This window comes from Streptomyces sp. CA189 (assembly GCF_056428985.1).
The window spans coordinates 1-26373 of record NZ_JBWJVM010000105.1; the positions used below are offsets into that span (position 1 = coordinate 1).

Consider the following 26373-nt stretch of genomic DNA (forward strand, 5'->3'; position numbering starts at 1 on the left):
CAGCCACACAGACACCGACCACACCCCAGCCCCGCCGGCGATTGAGGCGCAGGGGCCCGGGGACCGGTCCCCGGCAACGGCGCCGCACCCGGCAACGCCCCGTGGCTCACACCCCGACAGGGGTGGACCTCCCGAGGTGGTCCAGGCGGCGGAGGATGACGCCTTCGCGAAGGGCCCAGGGGCAGATCTCCAGGGACTCGACGCCCAGGAGATCCATCGCGCCTTCCGCCACCAGCGCTCCGGCGAGGAGCTGATTGGAGCGGCCCTCCGAGACGCCGGGGAGGGCGGAGCGCTGGGCGGTGGTCATCGCCGCCAGTCTCGGGACCCACTCCTCCAGGGATTTCCGGGTCAGGTCCCGCTGGATGTAGAGGCCTTCCGCGGAGCGGGCCGCGCCCGCGATCCGGGCCAGCTGCTTGAAGGTCTTCGAGGTGGCCACCACGCGGTCCGGCGGGCCGAAGCGGCTGAACTCGCCGACCGTGCGGGCGATCTGGGCCCGTACGTGGCGTCGCAGGACCCGGATGTCCGCCTGGTCCGGCGGGTCGCCGGGGAGCCAGCCCGCCGTCAGGCGCCCGGCGCCCAGGGGGAGCGAGACGGCCGCGTCCGGGTCCTCGTCGATGCCGTACGCGATCTCCAGCGAGCCCCCGCCGATGTCCAGCAGCAGGAGCTTGCCCGCCGACCAGCCGAACCAGCGCCGCGCCGCCAGGAACGTCAGGCGGGCCTCGTCGTCGCCGCTGAGGACGGGGAGGTCGACGCCCGTCTCGGCCTTGACCCGGGCGAGGACCTCGTCCGCGTTCGTGGCCTCCCGTACCGCGCTCGTCGCGAAGGGGAGTACGTCCTCGCACCCCTTGTCCTCGGCGGCCTGCACCGCGTCCCCGATGACGGAGACCAGCCGCTCCAGGCCCTCCGGCGTCACCGCGCCGTATTCGTCGAGCAGCTCCGCCAGCCGCAGCTCCACCTTGTGCGAGTGCGCGGGCAGCGGGCGCGCACCGGGGTGCGCGTCCACCACCAGCAGATGGATCGTGTTCGAACCCACATCAAGGACACCGAGTCTCATGAGGGGAAACGCTACTGGTCCAAAGGCGTAGGGGTGGAGTAAGGGGCGCTTAGGCTGGGGTTTGTGCCAAATACGAAGAAGGCCAACAAGTCCAAGACCAAGGTCGGTAAGGCCGTCAAGCGCGCCAAGGGCGCCGAGGCGGACGAGAAGGGGCTCGACTTTCCGCGGGCCTGGGTGGAGTTCCCCGACCCCGCCGACGAGGAGCAGGTCTTCCGCTGCGACCTGACCTGGCTCACTTCCCGCTGGACCTGCATCTTCGGCAGCGGCTGCCAGGGCATCCAGGCGGGCCGCGCGGACGACGGCTGCTGCACGCTCGGGGCGCACTTCTCCGACGAGGACGACGAGAAGCGGGTCGCCGAGAACGTGGCGCGGCTGACGCCGGAGCTGTGGCAGTTCCACGACGTCGGCAGCGAGACCGGGTGGACGCAGCACGACGACGACGGGGAGAAGCAGACCCGCCGCTGGGACGGCGCCTGCATCTTCCTGAACCGGCCCGGCTTCCCGGCGGGGGCCGGCTGCTCCCTGCACATCCTGGCGGTGCGCGGCGGCCAGGAGCCGCTGGAGACCAAGCCGGACGTGTGCTGGCAGCTCCCGATCCGGCGGACCTACGACTGGATCGACCGGCCCGACGACACCCGGGTCCTCCAGGTGTCGATCGGCGAGTACGACCGGCGCGGCTGGGGTCCGGGCGGCCACGACCTGCACTGGTGGTGCACCTCGGCCACGTCCGCGCACGGCGCCGGCAAGCCGGTGTACGAGTCGTACCGCGCCGAGCTGACGGAGCTGATGGGCAAGGAGGCCTACGAGGAGCTCGTACGGCTCTGCGAGGCGCGGCTCTCCTCGCTGCTGCCGATGGCCCCGCACCCGGCCGACCCCACGCCCGCGCCGTAAGCCGCAGGCCGCGGGCTACGGAGCCGGCGTCGGAGTCGGCGCCGGGGTCTCTGCGTCCGTGGGGCTCGGGGTCGGCGTCGGAGTCGGGGTGGGTGTGGGCGTCGGAGTGGGGGTCGGCGTCGGCGTCGGGGTGGGTGTCGGGGTCGGGGTCGGAGTCGGGGTGGGCTCTGGGTCGGGCGGGGTGGGTGCCGGGCGGCCCCGGCCCCGGATGGAGATCACCGCGCCGCCCGGGTCCACCCCGACCCGGGCGCTCCAGGCCCCTACGGGCTGGGCTCCGGAGTCCACGGTGATCCGTAGGGTGACCGATTCTCCTGGCGCCAGCCGGCCCGAGGTCGTACTCGCGCGCAGCCACGGGGCGTCGGACCACAGCCGCCAGTCCACCGGGGCGCCGCCCGACGCGGTGAGGGTGAGCAGGGTGGTCGCTCCGTGGGTGGAGGCGGCCGCGGTCAGCCGGCCCGGGGTGCCGGGGGCGGCGGTCGGCGCGCCGCTGCTGATGACCTCCACGGAGACGTCGGGGGCGGCTGCGGGCGGGGCGAAGCCGGGGCCGTCGGTGGCGACGGCGGCGTTGCCCGCGTTCTCGTACGCCGTCAGCGGGCGGCCGTCGGTACGGGCCTGCGGGAGCTCCGCGTCGCTCGCGGAGATGCGCGTGGAGCCGTTGCCCACGGGTTCCCCGGTGCTCGGGGCGCCCCGGTAGGCCGCCCACAGCGCCAGGACCGGGGCCGCGACGACGGTGGCGACGACGGTGGTGGTCACCGCGCGGGCGCGCAGCCGCTCGCGGCGGGCCGCGCGGTCCTTGGGGTCCATCGGGAAGCCGGTGCGGGCGAAGCGCGGGCCGGTCCCGGCGCCCCGACGGCCGCCGGAGCGGAGCATCGCGGCGTGCACGGCGGTGCGCGGGGCCGGGACCAGCGGGAGGGCGGCCGTGTTGATGCCGCCCGAGCCGGGCCAAGGCGCGCCGGCGCCCACGCGTTCGGCGACGCGGCGGCAGCGCGGGCAGTCGTCGACGTGCCGGACGAGCTCGGCGCGCAGGGAGGAGGAGAGGAGGAGGTTCCCGTCTCCCCCGCCGTCCCCGTCCCCGTCCCCGTCGCCGCCGGTGAGCCGGGACACGCTCGGGCAGTTGCCCGTCTCCACGACGGCGAGGGCCGCGCGGGTGCGCTCCACCTCGCAGGCGGCACCGGAGAGCAGTTCGCGGGCGGCCGCCGGGGGCGTACCGAGGACGGCGGCGAGCTCGGGGACGCCTAGGCGGTGGCGGACGGCGAGTTCGAGTGCCTCGCGCTGCTCGGGGGTGGTTCCGGCGGCCTCCGGCCAGGCGAGGCGGGCGAGCTCGGTGCGGCGGTAGGCGTACACGTCGAGTCCGCCGGGGCCCGCGGGGCCGCTGTGGCCGGCGGGGCCGCCTGCGCGGCCGGCCGCCGCGGCGTTCGCGGCCGCGTTGGCGTCGGCGCTCGCCGTCGCGGGATCCGGCGCACGGCCGGCGTCGTGGTGCTCCGGTGCACGCCGGGCGGAATGCGCTCCCCCGTATCCGTGGCGCGTACGCCGTCGCTCCGCCAGCTTGCGCAGGCAGGCCCAGCGCGCGAGGGCGTACAGCCAGGCCCGCCGGTCCCCCTCGTCGGGGCAGCGGCCGGGATGGCGGTCGGCGACGGCGAGGACGTCTCCGAGCACGTCGGTGGCGGTGTCGTGGTCGCACAGGACCGAGAGGCAGTACGTGAACAGCCCGTCCAGGTAGGGCTCGTACCGGAACGGTGGCGGCTGCTCCACCCTGGTCCCCTCGGGGGGCGTGCGCCCGTGCGCCCGGTGTGCGCCGGTGCGCGGTGCGGGGTGTCCCTGGTTGCTGCTGGTCACTCGGTGACCGTAGGCGGCGCGCCGGTGGCGCTCCGGAAGCCTTCACCAGTTTTAGCCCTTACGGGTGAACAGATCGGCGCCGTGCTGACGGCACGCCTGACGGTGCACGCCACGGCGTGCGCGCGGGACCACCGCGGGGGACTCCGCCGGACCGTTCGGGGAGGGTTGTCGGTGGCGGCGGCTACCGTGGGCCGCATGGCTGCCCGTACATCTCGTTCATCCGCCAAGGACCGGCCGTCCTACCGTTGCACCGAGTGCGGGTACTCCACCGCCAAATGGCTCGGCCGGTGCCCCGAGTGCCAGGCCTGGGGCACCGTCGAGGAGCTCGGCGGCGCCCCCGCCGTGCGGACCACCGCGGCGGGCCGGGTCACCACGGCCGCCGTGCCGATCGGGCAGGTCGACGTCCGGACCGCGACCGCGCGCAGCACCGGCGTGAGCGAGCTGGACCGGGTCCTCGGCGGCGGGCTGGTCCCCGGCGCGGTCGTCCTGCTCGCGGGCGAGCCGGGCGTCGGCAAGTCGACGCTGCTGCTCGACGTCGCGGCGAAGGCCGCCTCCGACGAGCACCGCACGCTCTACGTGACGGGCGAGGAGTCGGCGAGCCAGGTGCGGCTGCGGGCCGACCGGATCAACGCCCTCAGCGAGCACCTGTACCTGGCCGCCGAGACCGATCTCTCCGCCGTCCTCGGGCACCTCGACGCGGTGAAGCCGTCCCTCCTGATCATGGACTCCGTACAGACGGTCGCCTCCCCCGAGATCGACGGCGCGCCCGGCGGCATGGCGCAGGTCCGGGAGGTGGCCGGGGCGCTGATCCGGGCCTCCAAGGACCGCGGGATGTCCACGCTGCTGGTCGGCCACGTCACCAAGGACGGGGCGATCGCCGGTCCCCGGCTGCTGGAGCACCTGGTCGACGTGGTCCTGAGCTTCGAGGGCGACCGGCACGCGCGGCTGCGCCTCGTACGCGGGGTGAAGAACCGGTACGGCACCACGGACGAGGTCGGCTGCTTCGAGCTCACCGACGAGGGCATCAACGGACTCGCCGACCCGAGCGGGCTGTTCCTGACCCGCCGCGCCGAGGCGGTCCCCGGCACCTGCCTGACGGTGACCCTGGAGGGGAAGCGGCCGCTGGTCGCCGAGGTGCAGGCGCTGACGGTGGATTCGCAGATCCCCTCGCCGCGCCGGACCACCTCCGGGCTGGAGACCTCGCGCGTCTCGATGATGCTGGCGGTGCTGGAGCAGCGCGGGCGGATCACGGCGCTCGGCAAGCGGGACATCTACACCGCCACCGTGGGCGGGGTGAAGCTGACCGAGCCGGCCGCCGACCTGGCCGTCGCACTGGCCCTGGCCTCGGCCGCCAGCGACGTACCGCTCCCGAAGAACCTGGTCGCCATCGGGGAGGTCGGGCTCGCGGGCGAGGTCCGGCGCGTGACGGGCGTACAGCGGCGGCTCGCGGAGGCGTACCGGCTGGGCTTCACGCACGCCCTGGTGCCGGCGGACCCGGGGAAGGTGCCGGCGGGCATGAAGGTGACCGAGGTCGCCGACATGGGCGACGCCCTACGGGTCCTGCCGCGCGGGCGGTCGCGTACGCCGGAGAAGGGGCAAGCCTCCGACTAGCGCCGAGTAGCACGGCGGGCTACGGGCCACTCGCGGCCCCGAAGCGCAGGTCAGCGGGTGCGGACGGGGTGCTCACCGGCCCGGCCGCGTTAAGGCACGGCGGGCGCCGGGGCCGCGCCGGTAGACTTCGGGATGGTCCGCCCGGCCGTACGCAGGCGGTACATCCCGCGACCGGAGGAGTGCAGTGGCAGCCAAGGACGGGGCAGCAGCATCCGGGAAGTCGGGCGCGAGCTCCAAGCAGGAGGCCATGATGCGCGCCTCGCTGAGCGCGGTCGCACCTGGTCAGCCCCTGCGTGACGGGCTCGAACGGATCGTTCGCGGCAACACCGGAGGGCTCATCGTCCTCGGCATGGACAAGTCGGTCGAGGCCATGTGCACGGGCGGTTTCGTCCTGGACGTGGAGTTCACCGCGACCCGGCTGCGCGAGCTGTGCAAGCTCGACGGCGCGCTGATCCTGGACAAGGACATCACCAAGATCCTGCGGGCGGGCGTCCAGCTGGTCCCGGACGCGTCGATCCACACGGAAGAGACGGGTACCCGGCACCGGACCGCGGACCGGGTCTCGAAGCAGTGCGGTTTCCCGGTGGTGTCGGTCTCGCAGTCGATGCGGCTGATCGCGCTGTACGTGGACGGCGAGCGGCGCGTGCTGGAGGAGTCCGGGGCGATCCTGTCGCGGGCGAACCAGGCGCTGGCCACGCTGGAGCGGTACAAGCTCCGCCTGGACGAGGTCGCCGGGACGCTGTCCGCGCTGGAGATCGAGGACCTGGTGACGGTCCGCGACGTCACGGCGGTGGCGCAGCGGCTGGAAATGGTGCGGCGCATCGCGACGGAGATCGCGGAGTACGTGGTGGAGCTCGGCACGGACGGCCGGCTGCTCTCGCTCCAGCTCGACGAGCTGACGGTCGGGATCGAACAGGAGCGGGAGCTCGTCATCCGGGACTACGTGCCGGAGCCGACGGCGAAGCGTTCCCGCACGGTGGAGGAGGCGCTGCCGGCGCTGGACGCGCTGACGCATCCGGAGCTGCTGGAGCTGGCGATCGTGGCGAAGGCCCTGGGGTACACGGGCTCGCCGGAGACCCTGGACTCCGCGGTGTCCCCGCGCGGCTACCGGCTGCTGGCGAAGATTCCGCGGCTGCCGGGGGCGATCATCGAGCGGCTCGTGGAGCACTTCGGCGGGCTGCAGAAGCTGCTCGCCGCCTCGGTGGACGACCTCCAGACCGTCGACGGCGTCGGCGAGGCGCGGGCGCGGAGCGTCCGCGAAGGCCTGTCCCGCCTTGCGGAGTCCTCCATCCTGGAGCGGTACGTCTAGGCTGCGGCCCCGCTCCGCGGGTGCGGCTGAGCGCCGCTCCCGGGGCGCCGCCCCGGACCCCGCTCCTCAAACGCCGTCCGAGGAAAATCCAGCCCCGCCGGCGTTTGAGGCGCGGGGGCCCGGGGGCAGGGCCCCCGGCAACGGCGCCGCGCCGGCTACTCCGGCTTCAGGACGAACGAGGTTCGGGCCACCGGCATGCCGGGTGACTTGACCTCGACCACGTACGTGTCCGGCGCGGCCGCCCCCGCCGGAGGCGCCTGACACTGGGTCGCGTCGCTGAAGTGGCGGTCCCACTCCAGGCCTTGCTTGGTCTCGCCCTGCGAGGGCACCCGGTAGAACACGTTGCCCGCGCCCGCCGGGCAGTCCGCCGAGGACCAGACCGGCTTGGCGTTGCTCGCCTGAGTGATCGTCAGCACCGCTTGCTTCGGGCCGAGATCGACCTTGCAGGTGGTGCCCGAGACGTTGCGCGCGATGAGTTCGAGGCGGGGCTTCTCGCTCACCTCGTACTCGTTCTTCACGCTCTTGACCTCCCACTGCAGCGCACCGGGCGCGCACGTGGGCACCGGCGAGTCCCCCGGGACGACCTGGTTCGCACCGGAGCCGGCGGAGCCGCCCGCCCCGCCCTGGTCCGCGGCGCCGGGACCGGAGCCCGGTTCGCCGTTCTTGCCCGTGCCGGGGCTCGCACCGGGGTCGGAGCCCGTGCCGGTGCCGGTGTTCGCGCCGGAGCCGCCCGAGCCCGACTCCCCGCGCCCGCCCGGGGCCTGACTGATCGCCGGACCGGAGCCGGAGGGGCCCGGGGTGATCTGGGTGACGGGACCGGAGCCGCCCTGGCCCTTGCCGTTGGTACTCGACTTGCCCGCGCCGGAGCTGACGGTCCATACGGCGAGCATCGCGAGGAGCGCGGCAACGGACGCCAGCACAGCCCTCCGTCGCCAGTAGATGGAGGAGGGGAGCGGCCCGACCGGATTGCGCAGAGATCCCACGGACGGAACCTTACGAGAGTTCGCGGCGCGATCAGTGCCCCACATGCCGCGCACTCGGCTTGTTTTGCCGATGATCATCCTGCGGGGTGATCCGGGGCACCGGAAATCGGCCGGGAGGCTGATGAGGACGTTATTCCGATTTAGGTACCTTCAGTCACCATGGACAGCTCCGGCCTCTACCTCGACGTCACCGATTTCGCCCACTCGACCCCCACCTGGGTGCAATCGGCGTCCGAGTTCTGGACCGAGTACGGACTGCTCGTCTTCGGCGCCCTCTTCATAGCCGTGTGGTGGCGATCACGCGGTGCCCGCGCCCCCCGCACGGTGGCGCTCGCGGTGCTCGCCCCCTTCGTCACCGCCCTGGCGTACGTCGCCTCCGAGCTGGTGAAGTCCAGCGTCGACGAGGAGCGCCCCTGCCGGGCCGTCGCCGGGGCGGCGGCCTCGCTGATCACCTGCCCGGCCACCGGCGACTGGTCCTTCCCCAGCAATCACGCCGCGATCGCGGGCGCGGCGGCCGTGGCTCTGGCGCTCGCCGTCCGGAAACTCGTCCTGCTGACCCTTCCACTGGCCCTGCTGATGGCCTTCTCCCGCGTCTTCGTCGGTGTCCACTACCCGCACGACGTGGCCATGGGCCTGCTGCTGGGCGCGAGCCTCGCCGCGCTCGCCGTCCTCGCGCTCGCCGGCCCGGCGACCAGGGTCGTCGCCGCCGTGCGGGCGAGCGGCGGCCGCACGGCCGTCCTGATCACCGGCCCCGACCCCGCCCGCTAGTGCTGCGGCCGGGGATCGACACGACACACCCGCGGGCCCGAAACGTGCCAGGATGCCGTCTGCCATGACTGCAACCATTCCCACCACCGCGCTGCACTCCCCCGTCATCGCGTGGTTCGAAGCACACGCCCGCGACCTGCCCTGGCGCCGCCCCGAGGCCGGCCCCTGGGGGGTGATGGTCAGCGAGTTCATGCTCCAGCAGACCCCCGTCAACCGGGTCCTGCCGGTCTACGAGCAGTGGCTCGCCCGCTGGCCCCGGCCCGCCGACCTCGCCGCCGACGCCCCGGGTGAGGCCGTCCGCGCCTGGGGCCGCCTCGGTTACCCGCGCCGGGCGCTGCGCCTGCACGGCGCGGCCGTCGCCATAACGGAGCGGCACGGCGGCGACGTACCGCGCGAGCACGCGCAGCTGCTCGCCCTGCCCGGGATCGGCGAGTACACGGCGGCCGCCGTGGCCTCCTTCGCGTACGGGCAGCGGCACGCGGTCCTCGACACCAACGTGCGCCGGGTCTTCGCGCGCACCGCGACCGGGGTCGAGTACCCGCCGAACGCCACGACCGCCGCCGAGCGCCGCCTGGCCCGGGCGCTGCTGCCCGAGGACGAGGACACCGCGGCCCGCTGGGCGGCGGCCTCCATGGAGCTCGGGGCGCTGGTGTGCACGGCCAAGAGCCCGGACTGCGGGAGCTGTCCGGTGGCCGGGCTGTGCGCGTGGCGGCTGGCCGGGAAGCCTGCTCACGAGGGACCGCCGCGGCGCGGGCAGACGTACGCCGGGACGGACCGGCAGGTGCGCGGCCGGCTCCTCGCGGTGCTGCGCGAGGCGGTCGGCGCCGTGCCGCAGTCCCTCCTCGACACCGTCTGGGAGGAGCCCGTACAGCGGGCCCGCGCGCTCGACGGGCTGGTCTCGGACGGGCTCGTGGAGCCGCTGCCCGGGCTCATGTACCGACTGCCGGCCGGCCCCGCGAAGGCAGCCGCCGACACCACCCCCGACACTCCCTGAGGCTGACTCGGGGATTCCGCTTGCCCGGAGAAAACCGCAGCTCACGCGCGCTGTTACACAACCTATGGGTGTCCGTGCGCCCACCGAAGGCTGACCCGCACAGGGCCGTGACAACGCCTCCGTACCGTCGAATCCGTAAGGCAGCGGATGAGCGGTTGGTCGGAACGGAGGCGGTCTGAGATGGCGCACGGCGAGGTACTCGAATTCGAAGAGTACGTACGCACCCGGCAGGACGCGCTGCTGCGCAGTGCCCGTCGCCTGGTCCCGGACCCGACCGACGCGCAGGACCTCCTGCAGACCGCACTCGTCCGCACCTACGGCCGCTGGGACGGCATCGCCGACAAGTCCCTCGCCGACGCCTACCTGCGCCGCGTCATGATCAACACCCGTACCGAATGGTGGCGGGCCCGCAAGCTCGAAGAGGTTCCCACCGAGCAGCTCCCCGACGCCTCCGTCGAGGACGGTTCGGACCAGCGCGCCGACCGCGCCCTGCTCATGGACATCCTCAAGGTGCTCGCGCCCAAGCAGCGCAGTGTGGTGGTGCTGCGACACTGGGAGCAGATGAGCACCGAGGAGACGGCCGCGGCGCTCGGCATGTCGGCGGGAACCGTGAAGAGCACTCTGCACCGCGCACTGGCCCGCCTCCGGCAGGAACTGGAGAGCCGGGACCTGGACATGCGGGCGCTGGAGCGCGGTGACCACACCATCCGGTACGAGGGGCGTGAGCGGTGCGCGGCCTGATTGGCCAAAGACTGAGCGGCAAGAGCTCGGTGGTACTGATGTCGGCGGGGACGGTCGTCCTCGTCGGCACCGTGCTGTTCGCGGTCGGCTGCTCGTCGGGGGGTACGGGGCTGCGGGACGGCGGCCCGGCCCGTACCGAGTCGGTGGCCAAGACCGGCGCCCCCTCCTCGGCCCCCTCCGAACACGACGCGGGCACCGCCACCCCCCTCACCCCCCAGGCCTCCGGCAAGCCGGCCGTCAAGGTCGACCCGATCGCCCTGGTCAAGGCGGACCCCAAGGTCAGCGCCGAGATCAAGCGGGACCTGAAGCCCTGCTCGGGCAAGGAGTACCCGGTGGACGTCAGCTACGGGAAGGTCACCGGCGGACCTGAGGTCGACATCGTGGTCAACGTCCTGTCCTGCGCCGACGCGCTGGGCCGCGGTTCGTTCGTCTACCGCGCGGACGGGAGCTCGTACGAGAATGTGTTCTCGGACGAGCAGCCGCCCGTCTACGCCGAGATCGACCGGGGCGACCTGATCGTCACCAAGCCGGTCTACGGGAAGAGCGACGCGCTCTCCTATCCCTCGGGCGAGGACCTGATCACGTACCGCTGGAACGGGGAGCGGTTCACCGAGCAGGACCGGGTGCACACCGACTACAGCAGCGTGGTCGACGGCGGGACCGCTCCCGCCCCGGCCGTCAGCCCGAAGAACTGAGCAACGAGTACCGAGGCGAGGCGAGGCTCCCGATGGCCGAGACCCATGTGCTGTTCGTGGAGGACGACGACGTCATCCGTGAAGCCACGACCCTGGCGCTGGAGCGTGACGGGTTCGTGGTCACGGCCATGCCCGACGGCCTGTCCGGCCTGGAGTCCTTCCGGGCGGACCGGCCCGACATCGCGCTGCTCGACGTGATGGTGCCCGGGATGGACGGCGTGAGCCTGTGCCGCCGCATCCGCGACGAGTCCACCGTCCCCGTCATCATGCTGTCGGCGCGCGCCGACTCCATCGACGTGGTCCTGGGCCTGGAGGCGGGTGCCGACGACTACGTCACCAAGCCCTTCGACGGCTCCGTCCTCGTCGCCCGCATCCGCGCGGTGCTGCGCCGCTTCGGCCACGCCGGCGGCCCGCAGGGCGGCGGGTCCGAGGAGGACGACTCCGGCGAGCGCGGGGTGCTGCTCTTCGGCGACCTGGAGGTCGACACGGAGGGCATGGAGGTGCGCAAGGCGGGCGTCTCGGTGGCCCTGACCCCCACCGAGATGCGGCTGCTGCTGGAGTTCTCCACCTCGCCCGGCACCGTGCTCTCGCGCGACCGGCTGCTGGAGCGGGTCTGGGACTACGACTGGGGCGGCGACACCCGCGTCGTCGACGTCCACGTCCAGCGGCTGCGCACCAAGATCGGCCAGGACCGGATCGAAACGGTCCGGGGTTTCGGATACAAGCTCAAGGCCTGATGCCTTGAGGAGGAAGAGCACGGGGGACGAGCGCGGGAATGAAATCTGAATGAAGCGGTTCACCCTGCGGACCGGGATCCGCTGGAAGATCACGCTCGCCATCGCGTCCGTGGGCGCGCTGACCGCCATCGCACTGAGCCTGGTGGTGCACAGCGCTGCCCGCGTATCGATGCTGGAGAGCGCGCGCGAGGTGCAGCTCGACCGGGTGCAGTTCATCTCCCGCAACGCCGAGGCCGGCCGCAAGCCCCCCATGGGCGCCAAGCTCAACGACCCGGACCTGCCCGGTGAGCTGCGCGAGAAGGCCCGGTCCGGGCGGCGCGGCACCTACATCCAGGACAACCCGCACGGGCTCCCCGAGGTGTGGGCGGCCGTACCGCTCGGCAACGGGCAGGTGCTGTCGCTGCACACGCAGTTCCGGGAGAGCGCCAACATGGTGCGCGACCTGGACCGGGCCCTGGTCATCGGCTCGCTGGCCGTGGTGGTCGGGGGTTCGGCGCTCGGCGTGCTGATCGGCGGCCAGATCTCGCGCCGGCTGCGCAAGGCCGCGGCGGCCGCGCAGCGGGTGGCGCACGGGGATCCCGAGGTACGGGTGCGGGACGCGGTCGGGGGCGTCGTACGCGACGAGACCGACGACCTCGCGCGGGCGGTCGACGCGATGGCGGACGCGCTCCAGCAGCGGCTGGAGGCGGAGCGGCGGGTGACCGCCGACATCGCGCACGAGCTGCGCACCCCGGTGACGGGCCTGCTCACGGCAGCGGAACTGCTGCCTCCGGGCCGGCCGACCGAGCTCGTACGGGACCGCGCGCAGGCGCTGCGGGCGCTGGTCGAGGACGTCCTGGAGGTGGCCCGGCTGGACAGCGCGTCCGAGCGGGCCGAGCTCCAGGAAGTGGCGCTGGGCGAGTTCGTGCACCGCCGGGTCCGCTCGCTGATGCCGGAGGCGAGCGTGCGGATCGTCGCGGACGAGATCGTCAGCACCGATCCGCGCCGCCTGGAGCGCATCCTCGGCAACCTCCTCGCGAATGCCGCGCGGTACGGGCGGGCGCCGGTCCAGGTCGATGTCGAAGGCCGGGTCGTACGGGTCCGGGACCACGGGCCGGGCTTCCCCGAGGCCCTGCTCCGGGAGGGGCCGAGCCGGTTCCGGACCGGGTCCACGGACCGGGCCGGGGTGGGGCACGGGCTGGGGCTGACCATCGCGGAGGGCCAGGCGCGGGTACTGGGCGCCCGGCTGACGTTCCGCAACGTGGCGGCCCCCGGCGGCTTCGTCCAGGGCGGCGCGGCGGCGGGGGCGGTGGCGGTGCTGTGGCTGCCGGAGCACGCGCCGACGGCGACGGGGAGCTTCCCGATCGTCCGGCGGGAGGGCTGAGGGCCGGGCGGGAACGGTGTCGGCCCGACCGGGCATCGGCGTGGAGCCACCCGGGATCGGTGTCGTATCGCGACCATCGGCTGTTCGATTGCGGACGCCGATGTTTTAGCATCCGAACCATGACTGACGGTACGGATCACCCGCACAGCCCCCGGCCCGAGCCCGCCCCGGGGAGCGGCGGCTACGGGTTCCCGCCGGGACCCCCCGCGCAGGGCGGCTACGGGTTCCCGCCCGGGCAGCCCGGCCACGACGAGGCCCACCCCGACCAGACCGCGTCCGGCGACGACTACCCGCGCGCCGGCGGCTACGGCTACCCGCAGGGCGGCGGCTACGGCTACCCGCCGAGCCCGCCCGCGGCCGGCGGCTTCGGCCCCCCGCTGCTGCCGTTCCCCGAGGAGCCCGGCCCGACCGGCCCGAGCGGCCCGCCCGGACCCGGTGGCGAACTCCCGCCGATAGCCTTCGGCGAGCAGCCCGACTGGGAGGCGATGGCCGACCGGTCGGCCTCCGAGCGGCGCAAGAAGCGGCTGTGGATGGTGGGCGGAGCCGTGACCGCACTGCTGCTGCTCGCCGGGGGCGGAGCGTTCGTGCTGCTGCGGGGGCCCGACGGTGGCGGCACCAAGGACGTCGCCGACAACGTGCCCCCCACGTCAGCCTCCCCGTCCGGGTCGCCCGGTCCCAGTAAGGCCCCGTCGAAGGGCTACTCCCCGACCGTTGCGAGCGACCCCGCCCTGCTCAGGGACAGCGTCGGCAAGACCAGCCTGCGCATGGGCCCGGACGCCACGGTGCCCAAGGTGGGCACTCACTTCGAGCTCGCCCTCAAGGGCAATCCGAACTCGTACGCCCAGTCCACCGAGCCGGCCGTGGACACGAACAAGAGCTTCACCGTCTCGGCCGGCGTCAAGATCAACTCCGACGCGAAGGGCCCGCACATCGCCATGAGCCAGGGCACCGGGGAGTCGTTCGCGTTCGAGCTCGGCGCCGACGAGGTGAACGGCAAGCAGGCCTGGGTGTTCCGCGTACGGACCGGCGAGAAGGGCGCCGCGCCCACCGTGGTGACCGTCGCCGCCGAGGGGCTGAAGACGGTCAAGACCTACACGGTGCTGACGGCCGTCCACGACGCCGAGAAGAAGAAGATCTCCCTCTACGTGGAGGGAAAGAAGGCCGGCGAGAGCGCGATCACGGGGATCTGGCCGGGCTCCGGCCCCCTGCAGCTCGGCCGGGCCCGCCACCAGAACGCGTGGGCCGGGGCCTTCAAGGGCTCGATGAACATCGTCCGGTCCTACACGACGCCCTTCTCGGACGAGCAGGCCGCCGCCCACCGCAAGAGCAAGCTCGACGCCGCGGCACGCGGCACCGCGACCCACGGCTGGGTCACCGGCTGACCCGGCCGACCCGGCCGATCCGGCCGATCCGGCTGAGCGCCTGATTGACCGATCGGCAGATCGGTCGATCAGATGGTGACGCCGACGGTGCGCAGGAAGGCCACCGGGTTGACGGCCGAGCCGTAGTTCGGGGTGGTCCGGATCTCGAAGTGGAGGTGCGGGCCGCTCGAATTGCCGGTGTTGCCGGAGAGGGCGATCTGCTCGCCCTTGGAGACCTTCTCGCCGATCTTGACCTGGATCTTCGAGAGGTGCGCGTACTGCGAGTACGTGTTGTTCGCGTGCTTGATCACGACGGCGTTGCCGTAGGCCGGGCCGTCGCCGCCGCCGTTCGGGCCGGCCTTGACGACGGTGCCCGCGGAGACTGCGTCCACCGGGGTGCCGACCGGGACGGCGAAGTCCTGGCCGGAGTGCTTGTGCGACCACATGCTGCCGCCCTTGCCGAAGGTCGCGGAGAGCGTGTACTTCGACACCGGCTTCTCCCACAGGGTGGCGGCCGGCTTCGCGCCGACGGCCGCGGCCTGGGCGGCGGCCTGCTCGGACACCAGCTCGGCCGTACCGGCCAGGGCGGTCTGGGGCACCTCGTCGGCGAAGGCGGCGGTCGTGCCGGCCCCGAGTGCCAGGGCCGCGCCGAGGGCGGTGGCGCCGATGGCGATACGGGTACGACGGATGCTGACGCGCTTCGCGGACATGAAGAGACCTCCGGGCCGGGGACGGGGACGGTGCTGCGGTACTGCGGTACTGCGGTACTGCGGGCAAGAAAGGACCCGGCACGCTGAGCAGGTGCCGGGCTTGCTTGCTCATCCTTGGTAACCCGGGCACCCCGGCTTCCCCAAACCTCCGCGTTACTACCCGGACTCGTAGATGCGGAGGGGGCTGTCAGCCCTGTTGACCGCCCCACCACTGGGTCGACGGTGGGGCAAATCGGACGTGGATCTCTACGAATGCTCCTAGTAGGTCCGATTTGCCCTGTGCGGCTTGTCACCGGTCCGGGACCTCTGCCGACTCCCGCCGGGACCAAAGCCCTGCGATCCACGTCACGCGCGGGCTACGCTCCGACCCGTGGACGCATCCGTGGTGGGGATCCGGCTGGCCTCGGGGGTCGTTGCCCCCCTCGTGAAGAAACTCTTCCGGGCGGAGGGAGCGGGCGCGGGCCTGGTGGACCGGCCCGTGCGGATCTCCTCGTACCTCTCCCGGCGCGAGCAGCGCGTGCTGTCCCGGGACGACCTGCGCCGGCTCGCCGACAAGCTGGTCGAGGAGGCCTTACGGGCCCCCGGCGAACAGGCGCTGCCGCCGGGCGAGGAGGTGGGCGTCGCCACGGCGCTGGCCGTCACCCTGCACTCCCTCGGGGACCTCGCCCTGGAAGACGCCGAGGCGGTCGAGATGGGGCCGCGCGCCTTCGCCGCCGTCCTGCGCAAGGCCTCGCCCCCCACGGGCCTCGGGCGGGACGCGGAGCTCTTCCACGACCGGCTGCTGGAGACCACCTGCCTGCACGTCCTGCACTTCTTCACGACCCGCTCCACCTACATCCCGCGGGCACTGGTCGAGAGCGCCCGCCGCCAGGCCGTGACGATCGACAAGATCGACGCCCTGCTCGCCCGGATCCCCCGCCAGGACGGCCGGGACGCGGAGTTCGAGCGCACGTACCTGGCGTACCTCGTCAAGCGGCACAGCACCTTGACGATCTTCGGGCTCGACCTGCCCCCCGACTCCGCGCGCTGGCCGCTGGACCTGGCCTACGTGAGCCTGGAGGCGACCCCCCGCCCCCGCCGCACCGACGGCGAAGGCAGTGCCGCGATCCCGGCGCAGGGGCCCGCCCCCAGCCCTGCCCGCAGCCCCGCCCCCGTCAGGACCGAGGACGTACTGGCCTTCGAGCCCCGGGTACTGCTCCGCGGCGAGGCCGGCTCCGGCAAGACCACCCTGATCCAGTGGCTGGCCGTCTCCACCGCCCGGGACGAGCCCGAGGGCGGCCCCGTCCCCTTCGTGCTGCCCCTGCGGAACCTGACCCACTACGGGGAGCGGCTGCCCGCCCCCGAGGACTTCCTGGTCGCCACCGCGCTGAAGGGCCGGGCCCCCGAGGGGTGGGAGAGCCGGGTACTGAGCGCCGGGCGGGGGCTGGTCCTGGTGGACGGCATCGACGAGATCCCGGAGGCGGAGCGGGAGCGCGCCCGCGACTGGCTCACCGATCTGCTCACCGCCTACCCCGGCAACCGCTGGCTGGTCACCTCCCGCCCTTCGGCGGTCCGGCAGGACTGGCTCGCCTCGGAGAAGTTCGCCGAGCTGACCCTCGCTCCCATGAACCGGACCGACGTGGCCGGCTTCGTCACCCGCTGGCACCGGGCGGCCGAGGCCGGCGGGGAGCTCCGCGACCAACTGCTGGAGTCCCTGGCCACCAAACCGGAGCTGGCCCGGCTGGCCACCAACCCGCTGCTGTGCGGGCTGATCTGCGCCCTGCACCGCGAACGGCACGGCTTCCTGCCCTCGGGCCGCAAGGAGCTCTACACGGCCGCCCTGTCGATGCTGCTGCACCGCCGCGACCGCGAGCGGGACCTGCGCCTGCCGGAACTCGCCGAGGAGCCCCAGCTCCAGCTCCTCCAGCGGCTCGCGTACTGGCTGATCCGCAACGGCCGCACCCAGATCTCCCGGAAGCGGGCCGAGGAGCTCATCGGCGGCGCGCTGCCCGCCGTACCGGCCGCGCAGGTGCTCGGCGGGGCACCGGCCGTCCTACGGCACTTCCTGGAGCGGACCGGACTGCTGCGCGCTCCCACGGAGGACACCCTCGAATTCGTCCACCGCACCTTCCAGGACTTCCTCGGGGCCCGGGCCGCACTGGACGAGGGCGGCCTCGGCGAGCTGACCCGGCACGCGGACGACGACCAGTGGGAGGACGTCATCCGCATGGCCGTCGCCCAGGGCCGCCCCCGCGACCGAGCGGCGATCATCGGCGACCTGCTGGTCCGCGACTCCGACCGGTCGGTGCTGCTGGCCTTCGCGTCCCTGGAGTACGCGGCCGAGCTGGAGCCGGAGGTCCGCAAGCAGGTCCAGACGGCCGTCCGCAGGCTCATACCGCCGCGGAACGAGACCGCGGCGCGCACGCTGGGCCGGATCGGCCCGCTGGTCCTGGACCTGCTGCCGCGCGCCTCGGATTCACGCCGCGAGGCCCGCCGCGAGGCCCGCCTCTCCGTGATCGCGGCCGCGGAGACCGGGTCCGAGGCGGCCGTCGGATACCTCGCCGGCTACTGCGACCACCCCGACGCGCACATCCGCCTGACGCTGACCCAGGTCTGGGAGCGGTTCGACACCGGGCACTACGCGACCGAGATCCTCGCGCGCATGGTCCCTCCGCCCGACACCCTCGTCATCGCTTCGGACGCCGCGCTCGCGGCGCTGACGGGCTTCACCGGCCCGCCCGGCCTGTTCGTCCGCCACCAGGTGTCCCGGGCCGCGCTGACCCGATTCCTGGCCCGCCAGCCGGTGGCGAGCCTGGAGTTGTGGAACTTCGACGGCGGGACCGACACGGAGTTCCTGCGCGGCCACACCTCGCTGCGGGCGCTCACCATCGACACCTGGCCCGCGCTGCGGGACCTGAGCGCGCTGCACGGGCTGCCCCTGGAGGGGGTGACCCTCGACGTCGGCAGGGACGTCCCCCTCGGCCCAGCCCTGGCCACCTGGCCCCGGCTGCGCACGCTGAAGCTGTGGTCCCCGCACGGTCTGTGGTCCTTCACCGACTTCTCCCCCGAAGCCCGCCCCGAGGCGATCGGGGTGACCGACGCGGACCCGGACCTGGTCGGCCTGGGACGGCTCACGAGCCTGCGGCAACTGCGGCTCGGCTACGACTGGCGCCCCGGTGCGCGGAGCGCCTGGGCGGAGCTCTCGGCCCTGGAGCACCTAGAGGATCTCGCCGTGCCCTACGAGGCGCTGCCCGGCCTCGCCTCGTTCGCGGAGCTGCCCTCGCTCAGAGCCCTGTGGGTCTACGACCACGAGACGTGGGAGCCGGCCCTCAGGGCACGGGTGGCCCACCGCTTCCCGCAGGCGGAGCTGCGCACGGTGCCGCAGACCTACGAAGCCTGACCGGCCCCGGCCCACGGCGAAGGGGCGGCCCCGGAACCTCTCGGTCCCGGGGCCGCCCCTTCGTACCGCTGTGAGCGGCTAGCGCTTACGCACCCTTGGTGAGGTCCGGGCCGGAGCCCGTCGCCTCGATGGGGGGAAGGTCCGAGATCGGAGTCTTCTCCTCACCGCGGAAGGTGAACTTGGCTTCGTCGCCCTCACCCTCCTTGCCGACGACCACGATGTGACCGGGGCGCAGCTCGCCGAAGAGGATCTTCTCCGACAGGATGTCCTCGATCTCGCGCTGGATCGTGCGGCGCAGCGGGCGGGCACCCATGATCGGGTCGTAGCCGCGCTTGGCGAGCAGTGCCTTCGCGTCCCCGCTGAGCTCGATGCCCATGTCGCGGTCCTTCAGGCGGTCGTCCACCTTGGCGATCATCAGGTCGACGATCTGGACGATGTCTTCCTCGGTGAGCTGGTGGAAGACGACCGTGTCGTCGACACGGTTCAGGAACTCGGGCCGGAAGTGCTGCTTGAGCTCTTCGTTGACCTTCGCCTTCATCCGGTCGTATCCGGTCTTGGTGTCTCCCTGGGCCGCGAAGCCGAGGTTGAAGCCCTTCGAGATGTCCCGCGTACCCAGGTTGGTCGTCATGATGATGACCGTGTTCTTGAAGTCCACGACCCGGCCCTGGGAGTCGGTCAGGCGACCGTCTTCCAGGATCTGGAGAAGGGAATTGAAGATATCCGGGTGGGCCTTCTCGACCTCGTCGAAGAGGACGACGGAGAACGGCTTCCGGCGGACCTTCTCGGTCAGCTGGCCGCCCTCTTCGTAGCCCACGTAGCCGGGGGGCGAACCGAAGAGGCGGGAAACCGTGTGCTTCTCGCTGAACTCCGACATGTCGAGGGAGATCAGCGCGTCCTCGTCGCCGAAGAGGAATTCGGCGAGCGTCTTGGAGAGCTCGGTCTTACCGACACCGGACGGGCCGGCGAAGATGAACGAGCCACCGGGGCGCTTCGGGTCCTTCAGACCCGCACGGGTACGGCGGATCGCCTGGGAGAGCGCCTTGATGGCGTCCTTCTGGCCGATGACGCGACGGTGGAGCTCGTCCTCCATGCGCAGGAGGCGCGAGGACTCCTCCTCGGTCAGCTTGAACACCGGAATGCCGGTCGCGGTCGCCAGGACTTCGGCGATGAGCTCGCCGTCGACCTCGGCGACGACGTCCATGTCGCCGGCCTTCCATTCCTTCTCGCGCTTGGCCTTCGCCGCCAGCAGCTGCTTCTCCGAATCACGGAGGGAAGCCGCCTTCTCGAAGTCCTGGGAGTCGATGGCCGACTCCTTGTCGCGACGCACGTTCGCGATCTTCTCGTCGAACTCGCGGAGGTCCGGCGGCGCGGTCATCCGGCGGATGCGCATCCGGGAGCCGGCCTCGTCGATCAGGTCGATCGCCTTGTCCGGGAGGAAGCGGTCCGAGATGTACCGGTCGGCCAGGGTGGCCGCCTGCACGAGGGCCTCGTCCGTGATGGAGACGCGGTGGTGGGCCTCGTAGCGGTCGCGCAGGCCCTTGAGGATCTCGATGGTGTGCTGGAGGGAAGGCTCCGCCACCTGGATCGGCTGGAAGCGGCGCTCGAGAGCGGCGTCCTTCTCAAGGTGCTTGCGGTACTCGTCCAGCGTCGTGGCACCGATGGTCTGGAGCTCACCACGGGCCAGCATGGGCTTCAGGATGCTGGCGGCGTCGATCGCGCCCTCGGCGGCGCCCGCACCCACGAGGGTGTGGAGCTCGTCGATGAACAGGATGATGTCGCCGCGGGTGCGGATCTCCTTGAGCACCTTCTTGAGGCGCTCTTCGAAGTCACCGCGGTAGCGGGAACCGGCGACCAGGGCACCCAGGTCAAGCGTGTAGAGGTGCTTGTCCTTGAGGGTCTCGGGGACCTCGCCCTTAACGATCGCCTGGGCCAGGCCCTCGACGACGGCGGTCTTGCCGACGCCGGGCTCGCCGATGAGGACCGGGTTGTTCTTGGTCCGGCGGGACAGCACCTGCATGACCCGCTCGATCTCCTTCTCGCGCCCGATGACCGGGTCGAGCTTGGATTCGCGAGCTGCCTGCGTGAGGTTGCGGCCGAACTGGTCCAGGACGAGCGAGGTCGAGGGCGTGCCCTCGGCCGGGCCGCCGGCCGTGGCCGACTCCTTGCCTCCGCCGGAGTAGCCGGAGAGCAGCTGGATGACCTGCTGCCGGACTCGGTTGAGATCGGCGCCCAGCTTCACCAGGACCTGGGCGGCGACGCCCTCGCCCTCGCGAATGAGGCCGAGCAGGATGTGCTCGGTGCCGATGTAGTTGTGGCCGAGCTGGAGGGCCTCTCGGAGCGAAAGCTCCAGGACCTTCTTCGCCCGCGGGGTGAAGGGAATGTGGCCGGAAGGGGCCTGCTGCCCCTGTCCGATGATCTCCTCAACCTGCTGGCGAACAGCCTCGAGCGAAATCCCGAGGCTCTCCAAGGCCTTAGCGGCGACACCCTCACCCTCGTGGATCAAGCCCAGGAGGATGTGCTCGGTGCCGATGTAGTTGTGGTTGAGCATCCGGGCTTCTTCCTGAGCCAGGACGACAACCCGCCGCGCGCGGTCGGTGAACCTCTCGAACATCGTTTATCGCTCCTCAGAGCGGTCGGGCAGTTCGGGGTCGGTCCCCGCCCTGTCCTTCCGCATGCTAGTCCCGCGGGGCGGGACAGCTCATTCCAACTGCCGACATCCGTCCGCGGCTCACCCTCACGTCCGTGGGAAAACCTGGCTGTAAGTGCCGACAACTGCTCCAACCCGATGGTGCGAGACGATGTTCCCGCAGGCCAGGCAGATACCCGTCACACGTGTACGCCGATGGCGAACGGAAGCCGGTCTCGGACCCTGTAAATCAGCGTGTCGCCCCGATCCACTAGGAATGTCTTACCCGTAAGGGCGGACGGTTCACGTCGGTGGACGACAGATCCCTCCGCTACGGGCGAACACGCTTCCGTCCTGAATGTGAGACTCCGGCGACTCGGACGTTTACGTTCCGCAATGGCGCGAGTGCCCTGCGTCACCTTGTCCGTAACCCCGGAGCGTTTCCGCAGTTGCTCCGGACATGGCCCTCACCGCGCCGCCCGCCACCGTCCCGCTCCCCCGCGCCCCGATCGGGGCACCCGCGACCGAGGCGGCCGGTGCGTCCGAACCGCCCGCGCACTGGTACCAGCGCGTGCTCGGCTGGCCCGTGGCCGGCGGACCGCCCGCGCAGCTGGTGACCGGGGTGCGGTTCGACGTCCTGGAGCTGCCGGCCGATGCCGGTGCCGCGGTGCTGCGCGGCCCCTGCCGCGGCGCCACGGGTCCGGTGGCGCTCATGGGACGCAGGATGCGGTTCCTGGTGGCCCCGGGGAGCGCCGACGAGCTGGAGGGGCTGCTCGACTGGCTGGAGTGGGGCGGGGTGGCCCTGGATCTCGCCGCCCTGGGTGCGGGTGGCCGGATCACCGCTCCGACGCCTCCGGGACACCTGGTGGGGCCCGGGGAAAACCCTCGGGGGGCCGCCGTGTGGCTGCGGCCCCCCGAGCAGGGGTGTGAGGCACTGCTGCCCGCCCTGCCCGTTGCGGGGCAGGGCTCCGGGCCCGGTCGTGGCGGGGACGCCGCCGGGCCCGGTCTCGTACGCCTGGTCGCGGCCGCGGCGACGGAATGCCACCGGTCCCGACTGCGACGGCGTACGGCCGCTGCGCGTCGCATCGGCACCGTGGATCCGACCGGAGGTCAGCCGCGGTTCTCGTAAGCCTCGCGGATCTCCTGCGGAACGCGGCCGCGATCGTTGACGCTCATGCCCTGGGCCTTGGCCCAGGCGCGGATCTCGGCCGTGTCCGGGTTGCCGGACGTGGCGGCGGCGCGGCCGCCCTTGGTGCGACCCGCCGCGGCACGGCCACCGATGCGGCGACCGCCCTTGGTGAACGGGTCGAGGAGGCCGCGGAGCTTTTCAGCGTTGGCGGTGGTGAGGTCGATCTCGTAGGTCTTGCCATCCAGAGCGAACGTCACCGTCTCGTCCGCCTCGCCGCCGTCGAGGTCGTCGACAAGAAGGACCTGAACCTTCTGTGCCACCGGGATTTCCTTTCATCGAAAAGCAGTACGCGGAAAGGAAACCGCTTTTGCCTGGAAAACACAAACCCCCCGTCACGGGTTCGGGTCCGCAACGGGTCGGGAAACATGCGCGATTCGGACATAGGCCACGGAGCTGGGGGCTTCCTGTGAAATCCCCGCCCTTGATCGATCAGAGGTGCAGAAGCATCCGGCTGTTGCCCAAGGTGTTCGGCTTCACTCGTTCGAGACCGAGGAACTCGGCGACACCCTCGTCATAGGAACGCAGCAGCTCCATGTACACATCGGTCTCGACCGGGGTCTCCCCGATCTCGGTGAAGCCGTGCTTCGCGAAGAAGTCCACTTCGAAGGTCAGGCAGAAAACCCGGCTCACACCGAGCCTCCGGGCGGTCTCCAGCAACTTGTCGAGCACCAAGTGGCCGACTCCCACGCCCTTCAAGTCGCGGTCGACGGCAAGAGTGCGGACTTCGGCCAGGTCTTCCCACATCACGTGGAGCGCACCGCAGCCGACGACCTGGCCGTCGGAGTCGCGTTCGGCGACCCAGAACTCCTGGATGTCCTCATAAAGGACGACCGGCGCTTTGTCCAGCAGGATCCGCTGCTGCACGTACTGGTCGAGCAGGCGGCGCAGCGCGGGAACATCACCGGTGCGCGCTCGGCGGATCGTCACTGTTTTTGCATGTGCAGCGGAAAACTCACCCATGCCCGGACGTTATCGCCCCGGCTCGGTGCCCGGCGCCGCGGAGTCGCCTTCGGCATCGGGCGGCGCCGCCGGGGAGTCCGCGGGCTCCGGGGACTCCGCGGATCCCTCGGGTTCCGCCGGCTGCACGATGCGTACGGCGTCCCTGAGTGCCTCGCGCTGTTCCGCCGACATCATGCCGAAGAAGGCCACGAGGGCGGCCGCGGGGTTGTCGCTCGTCGACCAGGCTTCGTTCATCAGTGCGGCCGAGTATGCGGCCCGGGTGGAGACCGCCGTATATCGATAGGCGCGGCCTTCCGCTTCGCGGCGGACCCAGCCCTTCTGATGAAGATTGTCCATAACGGTCATGACCGTGGTGTACGCGATGGACCGTTCCTGCTGGAGGTCTTCCAGGACTTCGCGAACGGTGACCGGGCGGTTCCACTGCCACACCCGCGTCATGACTGCGTCTTCGAGTTCTCCCAAGGGGCGAGGCACAGCAGCACGATAGTGCGGGTTGTGGTGAATTGCGCGGCTATCCGGGCGGCAAGGCGCAACAAAATCGGGCGTACGGCTCGGAAGCCGTACGCCCGTCCCCGGTCGAGGGGGCCTACTTTTGGTGCTGGGACTGCTGGGACTGCTGGGCGGCCTCGGCGCGGGCGAGCACGGCGTCGACGGCCGCGTCCTCCTTGGCCTTGTTGGAACCGCCCTGGCTCTTCACGATCGTCACGACGAGCGCGATGAAGAACACGGCCATCACGAAGGGGGGCACGAGCGCGGAAACGTAGTCCATGCCCCCAGCCTAGCTACCCCACCGCGCGCCCTGCCTCCGGGGGCGGGGCGGGCTTGCGGCGCGGCGGGAAGACCTCGCCCGGAGTGGGGATGGGGCGTCCGGGGCGTTCGTCGGGGCGCGGTTCGGGCTTCGGGCGCGCGGGGTCGTTCCCCTTGTCCGTGCCGCCCGCGTCGGTGCCGCCCGCCAGGGTCAGCAGCCGGGTGCGCGGCGCGGGCGCCGTGGACAGCCTGCGGCGTACGGAGCGCTCCGCGATGGTCTGGGACCGCTCCAGCAGCGCGGCGGCGACCGGGTTGGCGCGCAGTGCCCGGAGGGCCGCGAGGTCGTCCGGCACCGGTTCGTAGCCGGCCGCCAGGGCGTCCTGCAGCAGCTCCAGGTAGCCGGAGAGGCTGCCGGGCAGGGCGGCTCTGTACCGCGCCAGGTCGGCCAGGAGGAACGCTCTGAGCCTCCCCGCCTCCTGGACCGCGTCGTCCACCGACGCCGCGAGGCGCAGGCAGTCCTGGACCTCGACGGCCGTCAGTGGGGCCGTCGAGGACTGAAGGGCGTGAGCGAGCGAGCGCCTGAGCACGTGAAGCTCATCGGCACCGAACGCCATGCCGCCGCGGGATCCGTAGGGCGTGGGCATGGGCCGAAGATACGCGCTAATCGGACAAAATCCCTTGAGTGGACACGTGCAGGGCGCGTGTCGGGAGGGGGCTAGTCCGACTGCTTGACCACGCGCAGGAAATCGGCCCAGGCGGCCTGGGTGGTGGCGAGGACCAGGTGGGCCGGGTCGGCGCGGTCCGCCACGCGGACCAGGGTGCCGGGGGCGGCGCTGACGTACACGCAGTTGTCCCCCTCGCCGCAGAACGAGGACTTCTGCCAGGCGGGCCGAGCGGTCATCGCATTCTTCTTTCGTGGATGCTCCCTGGCTCACCCAGGAGAGGAGACGAATCCTTGGATCGTAGGCATGGGACGCCGGAGGTCTCTACGGTTTCTGGTGGCCGAAGAACGCTTCTGCCTGGGCAGACGCAGGCGGGGGAAGCCGTACTTGTCGGCGCGGGTACGCGTGTAGGTGCCGCGCCCGGTAGCGGCGACCGCGAGGACACGGGCCGGCGTACGGGTGATGGTGTCGAGTTCGCCTACGCACAGGGCGTCGAGGGTGTGGGTCTTAGGGGTACCGGTCCGCTGACGGTTCCATTTCGTGCGGCCACCCGATGCGGTGTGCACGGTGGGAAAGGCAGCGCCAAGAGCGCGCCACAGTGCCCAGCGGGTGGCGTTGACGGCTGCCGCATCGCGGAGCGGGGCTTTGGCCTGGGCGAGGATCCGAGCCAACAGGCGCGGGGACTCCCTGAGGAAGTCTTCGACCGACTGGCTGGACTTCTTCTCGTTGCAGGGAATGCAGGCGGTGCACAGGTTGGAAACACGGTCGCTGCCGCCGCCTGAGCGGGGCTGTATGTGGTCGATGTTGAGCGGTACTCCGGTGGCGCCGCAGTAAGCGCAGGCCCTCTCCCGCTTGGCGAGGAGGTATTCGCGGACTTCCGTGCCGTGCAGGGTGCCCTGCTGGTACTCGGCTCCTTCCAGCGGTCCGTCGTTGGCTATGGCGTGGGTGTCGAACGCGACCCGCTCCACGTGCACCGAGCGGACGGGTGCCCAGCGTGCGAGCCGTGTGGTCCACGACATCGTGGTGTCCACACGGTGGCGCAGCGACGGGGCGAGCCACCCCTTGGGACGGGTGCGATTGGAGAAGCGCGGCGCGCGGTAGCGCATGTTGCGGGTACGCCTGCCACGCCGGTAGGCGGCACGAGCGGTGAGCTTGTCCCGGATCATGCTGCCCTGTTTGAGGAACTTGCGGGCCCTGGCAGGGCCGGTTGGTTGGAGCGGTGAGCCGTGCCTGTCCAGGACGAACACGACAGCGTGGCCCTCACGGGCCTTCTCCCCAACCAGATGGTCGGGGGTGAAGCGTCGGGCAGCTCCCCTCGCACATGTACCGCGCCGGGTGCCTTACGGCCTTCGAGTCCCGTTTCGTCCCCGATCCGGGGGGTGTCTGCCGACTCGAATTCGAGAGCAAGCTGCTGAGGAAGCACAGCTCGGTCGGTCTTCTGTCCTACGCGGTACGTAGCCAACTTCGTTCACCTCCGCATACGCGTTGGCTGGTGCCGGTAACTATGGCCTCAGTCTGTGCGGCTGAGGCCCCCTCCCTCCAGGAAGGGGATCCTGTTACGACGTCTCCTCCGGTCACGGGCGCCTGGGGCGCCGTGGACGAGCTCCAGATATTTCTCGGGGCGAACATATCTCCGGAGTGGCCCCGCTCCGGCCGTTTCCGGGGAATTACCCGCGCCGGGCATCAGCGTGCGGTAGGGAGAACCTGAGCTGCCGGGGCCGGGCAGGCTGACGCGAAGGCCCTCGGGGGCGGGGGCC

At 71.9% G+C, this 26373-nt stretch carries 24 protein-coding genes; 12 read left to right on the top strand and 12 right to left on the bottom strand.

Translation table 11 applies throughout. The features are described 5' to 3' along the window. Nucleotides 1-106: 106 nt before the first annotated feature. Nucleotides 107-1054: a Ppx/GppA family phosphatase gene (locus AC061S_RS40455; protein ID WP_478690867.1), complete on the bottom strand. Its 948-nt coding sequence runs from the start codon at nt 1052-1054 to the stop codon at nt 107-109. A 63-nt stretch (nt 1055-1117) separates the two neighbouring features. Here AC061S_RS40455 and AC061S_RS40460 point away from each other — a divergent pair, with 63 nt between their 5' ends. Continuing rightward, nucleotides 1118-1945: a DUF3109 family protein gene (locus tag AC061S_RS40460; protein ID WP_478690868.1), complete on the top strand. Its 828-nt coding sequence runs from the start codon at nt 1118-1120 to the stop codon at nt 1943-1945. A 15-nt stretch (nt 1946-1960) separates the two neighbouring features. Here AC061S_RS40460 and AC061S_RS40465 read toward each other — a convergent pair whose 3' ends face one another. Further along, entirely contained in the window at nt 1961-3781 is a 1821-nt protein-coding gene (locus AC061S_RS40465) for a BACON domain-containing protein (protein ID WP_478690869.1), read from the bottom strand. Between the two features lie 195 nt (nt 3782-3976). On the opposite strand from AC061S_RS40465, the gene radA reads away from it, so the two are divergent. Then, nucleotides 3977-5392, top strand: coding sequence for a DNA repair protein RadA (gene radA / locus AC061S_RS40470; protein ID WP_478690870.1), 1416 nt, complete (start codon nt 3977-3979; stop codon nt 5390-5392). A 184-nt stretch (nt 5393-5576) separates the two neighbouring features. Beyond that, nucleotides 5577-6701: a DNA integrity scanning diadenylate cyclase DisA gene (gene disA / locus AC061S_RS40475; RefSeq protein WP_478690871.1), complete on the top strand. Its 1125-nt coding sequence runs from the start codon at nt 5577-5579 to the stop codon at nt 6699-6701. A 155-nt stretch (nt 6702-6856) separates the two neighbouring features. On the opposite strand, the gene AC061S_RS40480 is transcribed toward disA, so the two are convergent. Next, entirely contained in the window at nt 6857-7684 is an 828-nt protein-coding gene (locus AC061S_RS40480) for a hypothetical protein (protein ID WP_478690872.1), read from the bottom strand. A 159-nt stretch (nt 7685-7843) separates the two neighbouring features. Here AC061S_RS40480 and AC061S_RS40485 point away from each other — a divergent pair, with 159 nt between their 5' ends. The 7 genes from AC061S_RS40485 (at nt 7844) to AC061S_RS40515 (ending at nt 14364) form a co-directional block, all read left to right on the top strand. Then, on the top strand, nt 7844-8452 hold the full coding sequence (locus tag AC061S_RS40485) for a phosphatase PAP2 family protein (RefSeq protein WP_478690873.1): 609 nt from the start codon (nt 7844-7846) through the stop codon (nt 8450-8452). A 64-nt stretch (nt 8453-8516) separates the two neighbouring features. Then, nucleotides 8517-9446 carry an HhH-GPD family protein gene (locus AC061S_RS40490; RefSeq protein WP_478690874.1) on the top strand — a complete coding sequence of 310 codons (930 nt, stop codon included), beginning with the start codon at nt 8517-8519 and terminating at the stop codon, nt 9444-9446. Between the two features lie 180 nt (nt 9447-9626). Then, nucleotides 9627-10187 (top strand): SigE family RNA polymerase sigma factor, encoded by a 561-nt coding sequence (locus AC061S_RS40495; RefSeq protein ID WP_069920779.1) that lies wholly within the window; start codon nt 9627-9629, stop codon nt 10185-10187. Between the two features lie 38 nt (nt 10188-10225). Continuing rightward, nucleotides 10226-10882, top strand: a complete 657-nt coding sequence (locus tag AC061S_RS40500; protein ID WP_478690875.1) for a hypothetical protein — start codon at nt 10226-10228, stop codon at nt 10880-10882. 32 nt (nt 10883-10914) lie between these two features. After that, on the top strand, nt 10915-11619 hold the full coding sequence (gene cseB, locus AC061S_RS40505; RefSeq protein ID WP_383954643.1) for a two-component system response regulator CseB: 705 nt from the start codon (nt 10915-10917) through the stop codon (nt 11617-11619). A 49-nt stretch (nt 11620-11668) separates the two neighbouring features. Next, a complete protein-coding gene (gene cseC / locus AC061S_RS40510; RefSeq protein WP_478690876.1) occupies nt 11669-12982 on the top strand; it encodes a two-component system sensor histidine kinase CseC in 1314 nt (437 codons plus the stop codon). A 119-nt stretch (nt 12983-13101) separates the two neighbouring features. Continuing rightward, nucleotides 13102-14364: a LamG-like jellyroll fold domain-containing protein gene (locus tag AC061S_RS40515; RefSeq protein WP_478690877.1), complete on the top strand. Its 1263-nt coding sequence runs from the start codon at nt 13102-13104 to the stop codon at nt 14362-14364. 68 nt (nt 14365-14432) lie between these two features. Here the strand turns inward: AC061S_RS40515 and AC061S_RS40520 are convergent, their stop codons facing one another. Continuing rightward, nucleotides 14433-15053: a M23 family metallopeptidase gene (locus tag AC061S_RS40520; RefSeq protein ID WP_478690878.1), complete on the bottom strand. Its 621-nt coding sequence runs from the start codon at nt 15051-15053 to the stop codon at nt 14433-14435. 370 nt (nt 15054-15423) lie between these two features. On the opposite strand from AC061S_RS40520, the gene AC061S_RS40525 reads away from it, so the two are divergent. Next, on the top strand, nt 15424-18432 hold the full coding sequence (locus tag AC061S_RS40525; protein WP_478690879.1) for an NACHT domain-containing protein: 3009 nt from the start codon (nt 15424-15426) through the stop codon (nt 18430-18432). A gap of 85 nt (nt 18433-18517) precedes the next feature. Here the strand turns inward: AC061S_RS40525 and AC061S_RS40530 are convergent, their stop codons facing one another. Continuing rightward, on the bottom strand, nt 18518-21043 hold the full coding sequence (locus tag AC061S_RS40530) for an ATP-dependent Clp protease ATP-binding subunit (protein ID WP_478690880.1): 2526 nt from the start codon (nt 21041-21043) through the stop codon (nt 18518-18520). Between the two features lie 475 nt (nt 21044-21518). Between AC061S_RS40530 and AC061S_RS40535 the strand changes: the two genes are divergently transcribed. After that, nucleotides 21519-22187, top strand: coding sequence for an SCO3374 family protein (locus AC061S_RS40535; RefSeq protein ID WP_478690881.1), 669 nt, complete (start codon nt 21519-21521; stop codon nt 22185-22187). On the opposite strand, the gene AC061S_RS40540 is transcribed toward AC061S_RS40535, so the two are convergent. The 7 genes from AC061S_RS40540 to iscB all read right to left on the bottom strand — a co-directional run bounded on the left by AC061S_RS40540 (nt 22169) and on the right by iscB (nt 25782). Beyond that, a complete protein-coding gene (locus AC061S_RS40540; protein WP_478690882.1) occupies nt 22169-22507 on the bottom strand; it encodes a histone-like nucleoid-structuring protein Lsr2 in 339 nt (112 codons plus the stop codon). The two genes, AC061S_RS40535 and AC061S_RS40540, sit on opposite strands and share 19 nt — an antisense overlap. Nucleotides 22508-22676: 169 nt before the next feature. Continuing rightward, a complete protein-coding gene (locus AC061S_RS40545) occupies nt 22677-23207 on the bottom strand; it encodes an amino-acid N-acetyltransferase (RefSeq protein ID WP_243339779.1) in 531 nt (176 codons plus the stop codon). A 9-nt stretch (nt 23208-23216) separates the two neighbouring features. After that, nucleotides 23217-23681, bottom strand: a complete 465-nt coding sequence (locus AC061S_RS40550) for a BlaI/MecI/CopY family transcriptional regulator (protein WP_478690883.1) — start codon at nt 23679-23681, stop codon at nt 23217-23219. Nucleotides 23682-23793: 112 nt separating this feature from the next. Continuing rightward, on the bottom strand, nt 23794-23976 hold the full coding sequence (locus AC061S_RS40555) for a hypothetical protein (protein ID WP_478690884.1): 183 nt from the start codon (nt 23974-23976) through the stop codon (nt 23794-23796). 13 nt (nt 23977-23989) lie between these two features. Next, a complete protein-coding gene (locus AC061S_RS40560; RefSeq protein ID WP_478690886.1) occupies nt 23990-24568 on the bottom strand; it encodes a hypothetical protein in 579 nt (192 codons plus the stop codon). Between the two features lie 101 nt (nt 24569-24669). Next, nucleotides 24670-24855, bottom strand: a complete 186-nt coding sequence (locus AC061S_RS40565) for a DUF397 domain-containing protein (RefSeq protein WP_327254297.1) — start codon at nt 24853-24855, stop codon at nt 24670-24672. Nucleotides 24856-24885: 30 nt separating this feature from the next. Continuing rightward, the gene (iscB, locus tag AC061S_RS40570) at nt 24886-25782 is read right to left on the bottom strand and encodes an RNA-guided endonuclease IscB (RefSeq protein ID WP_478690885.1); all 897 of its coding nucleotides are present in this window, start codon (nt 25780-25782) and stop codon (nt 24886-24888) included. Between the last annotated feature and the right edge of the window lie 591 nt (nt 25783-26373).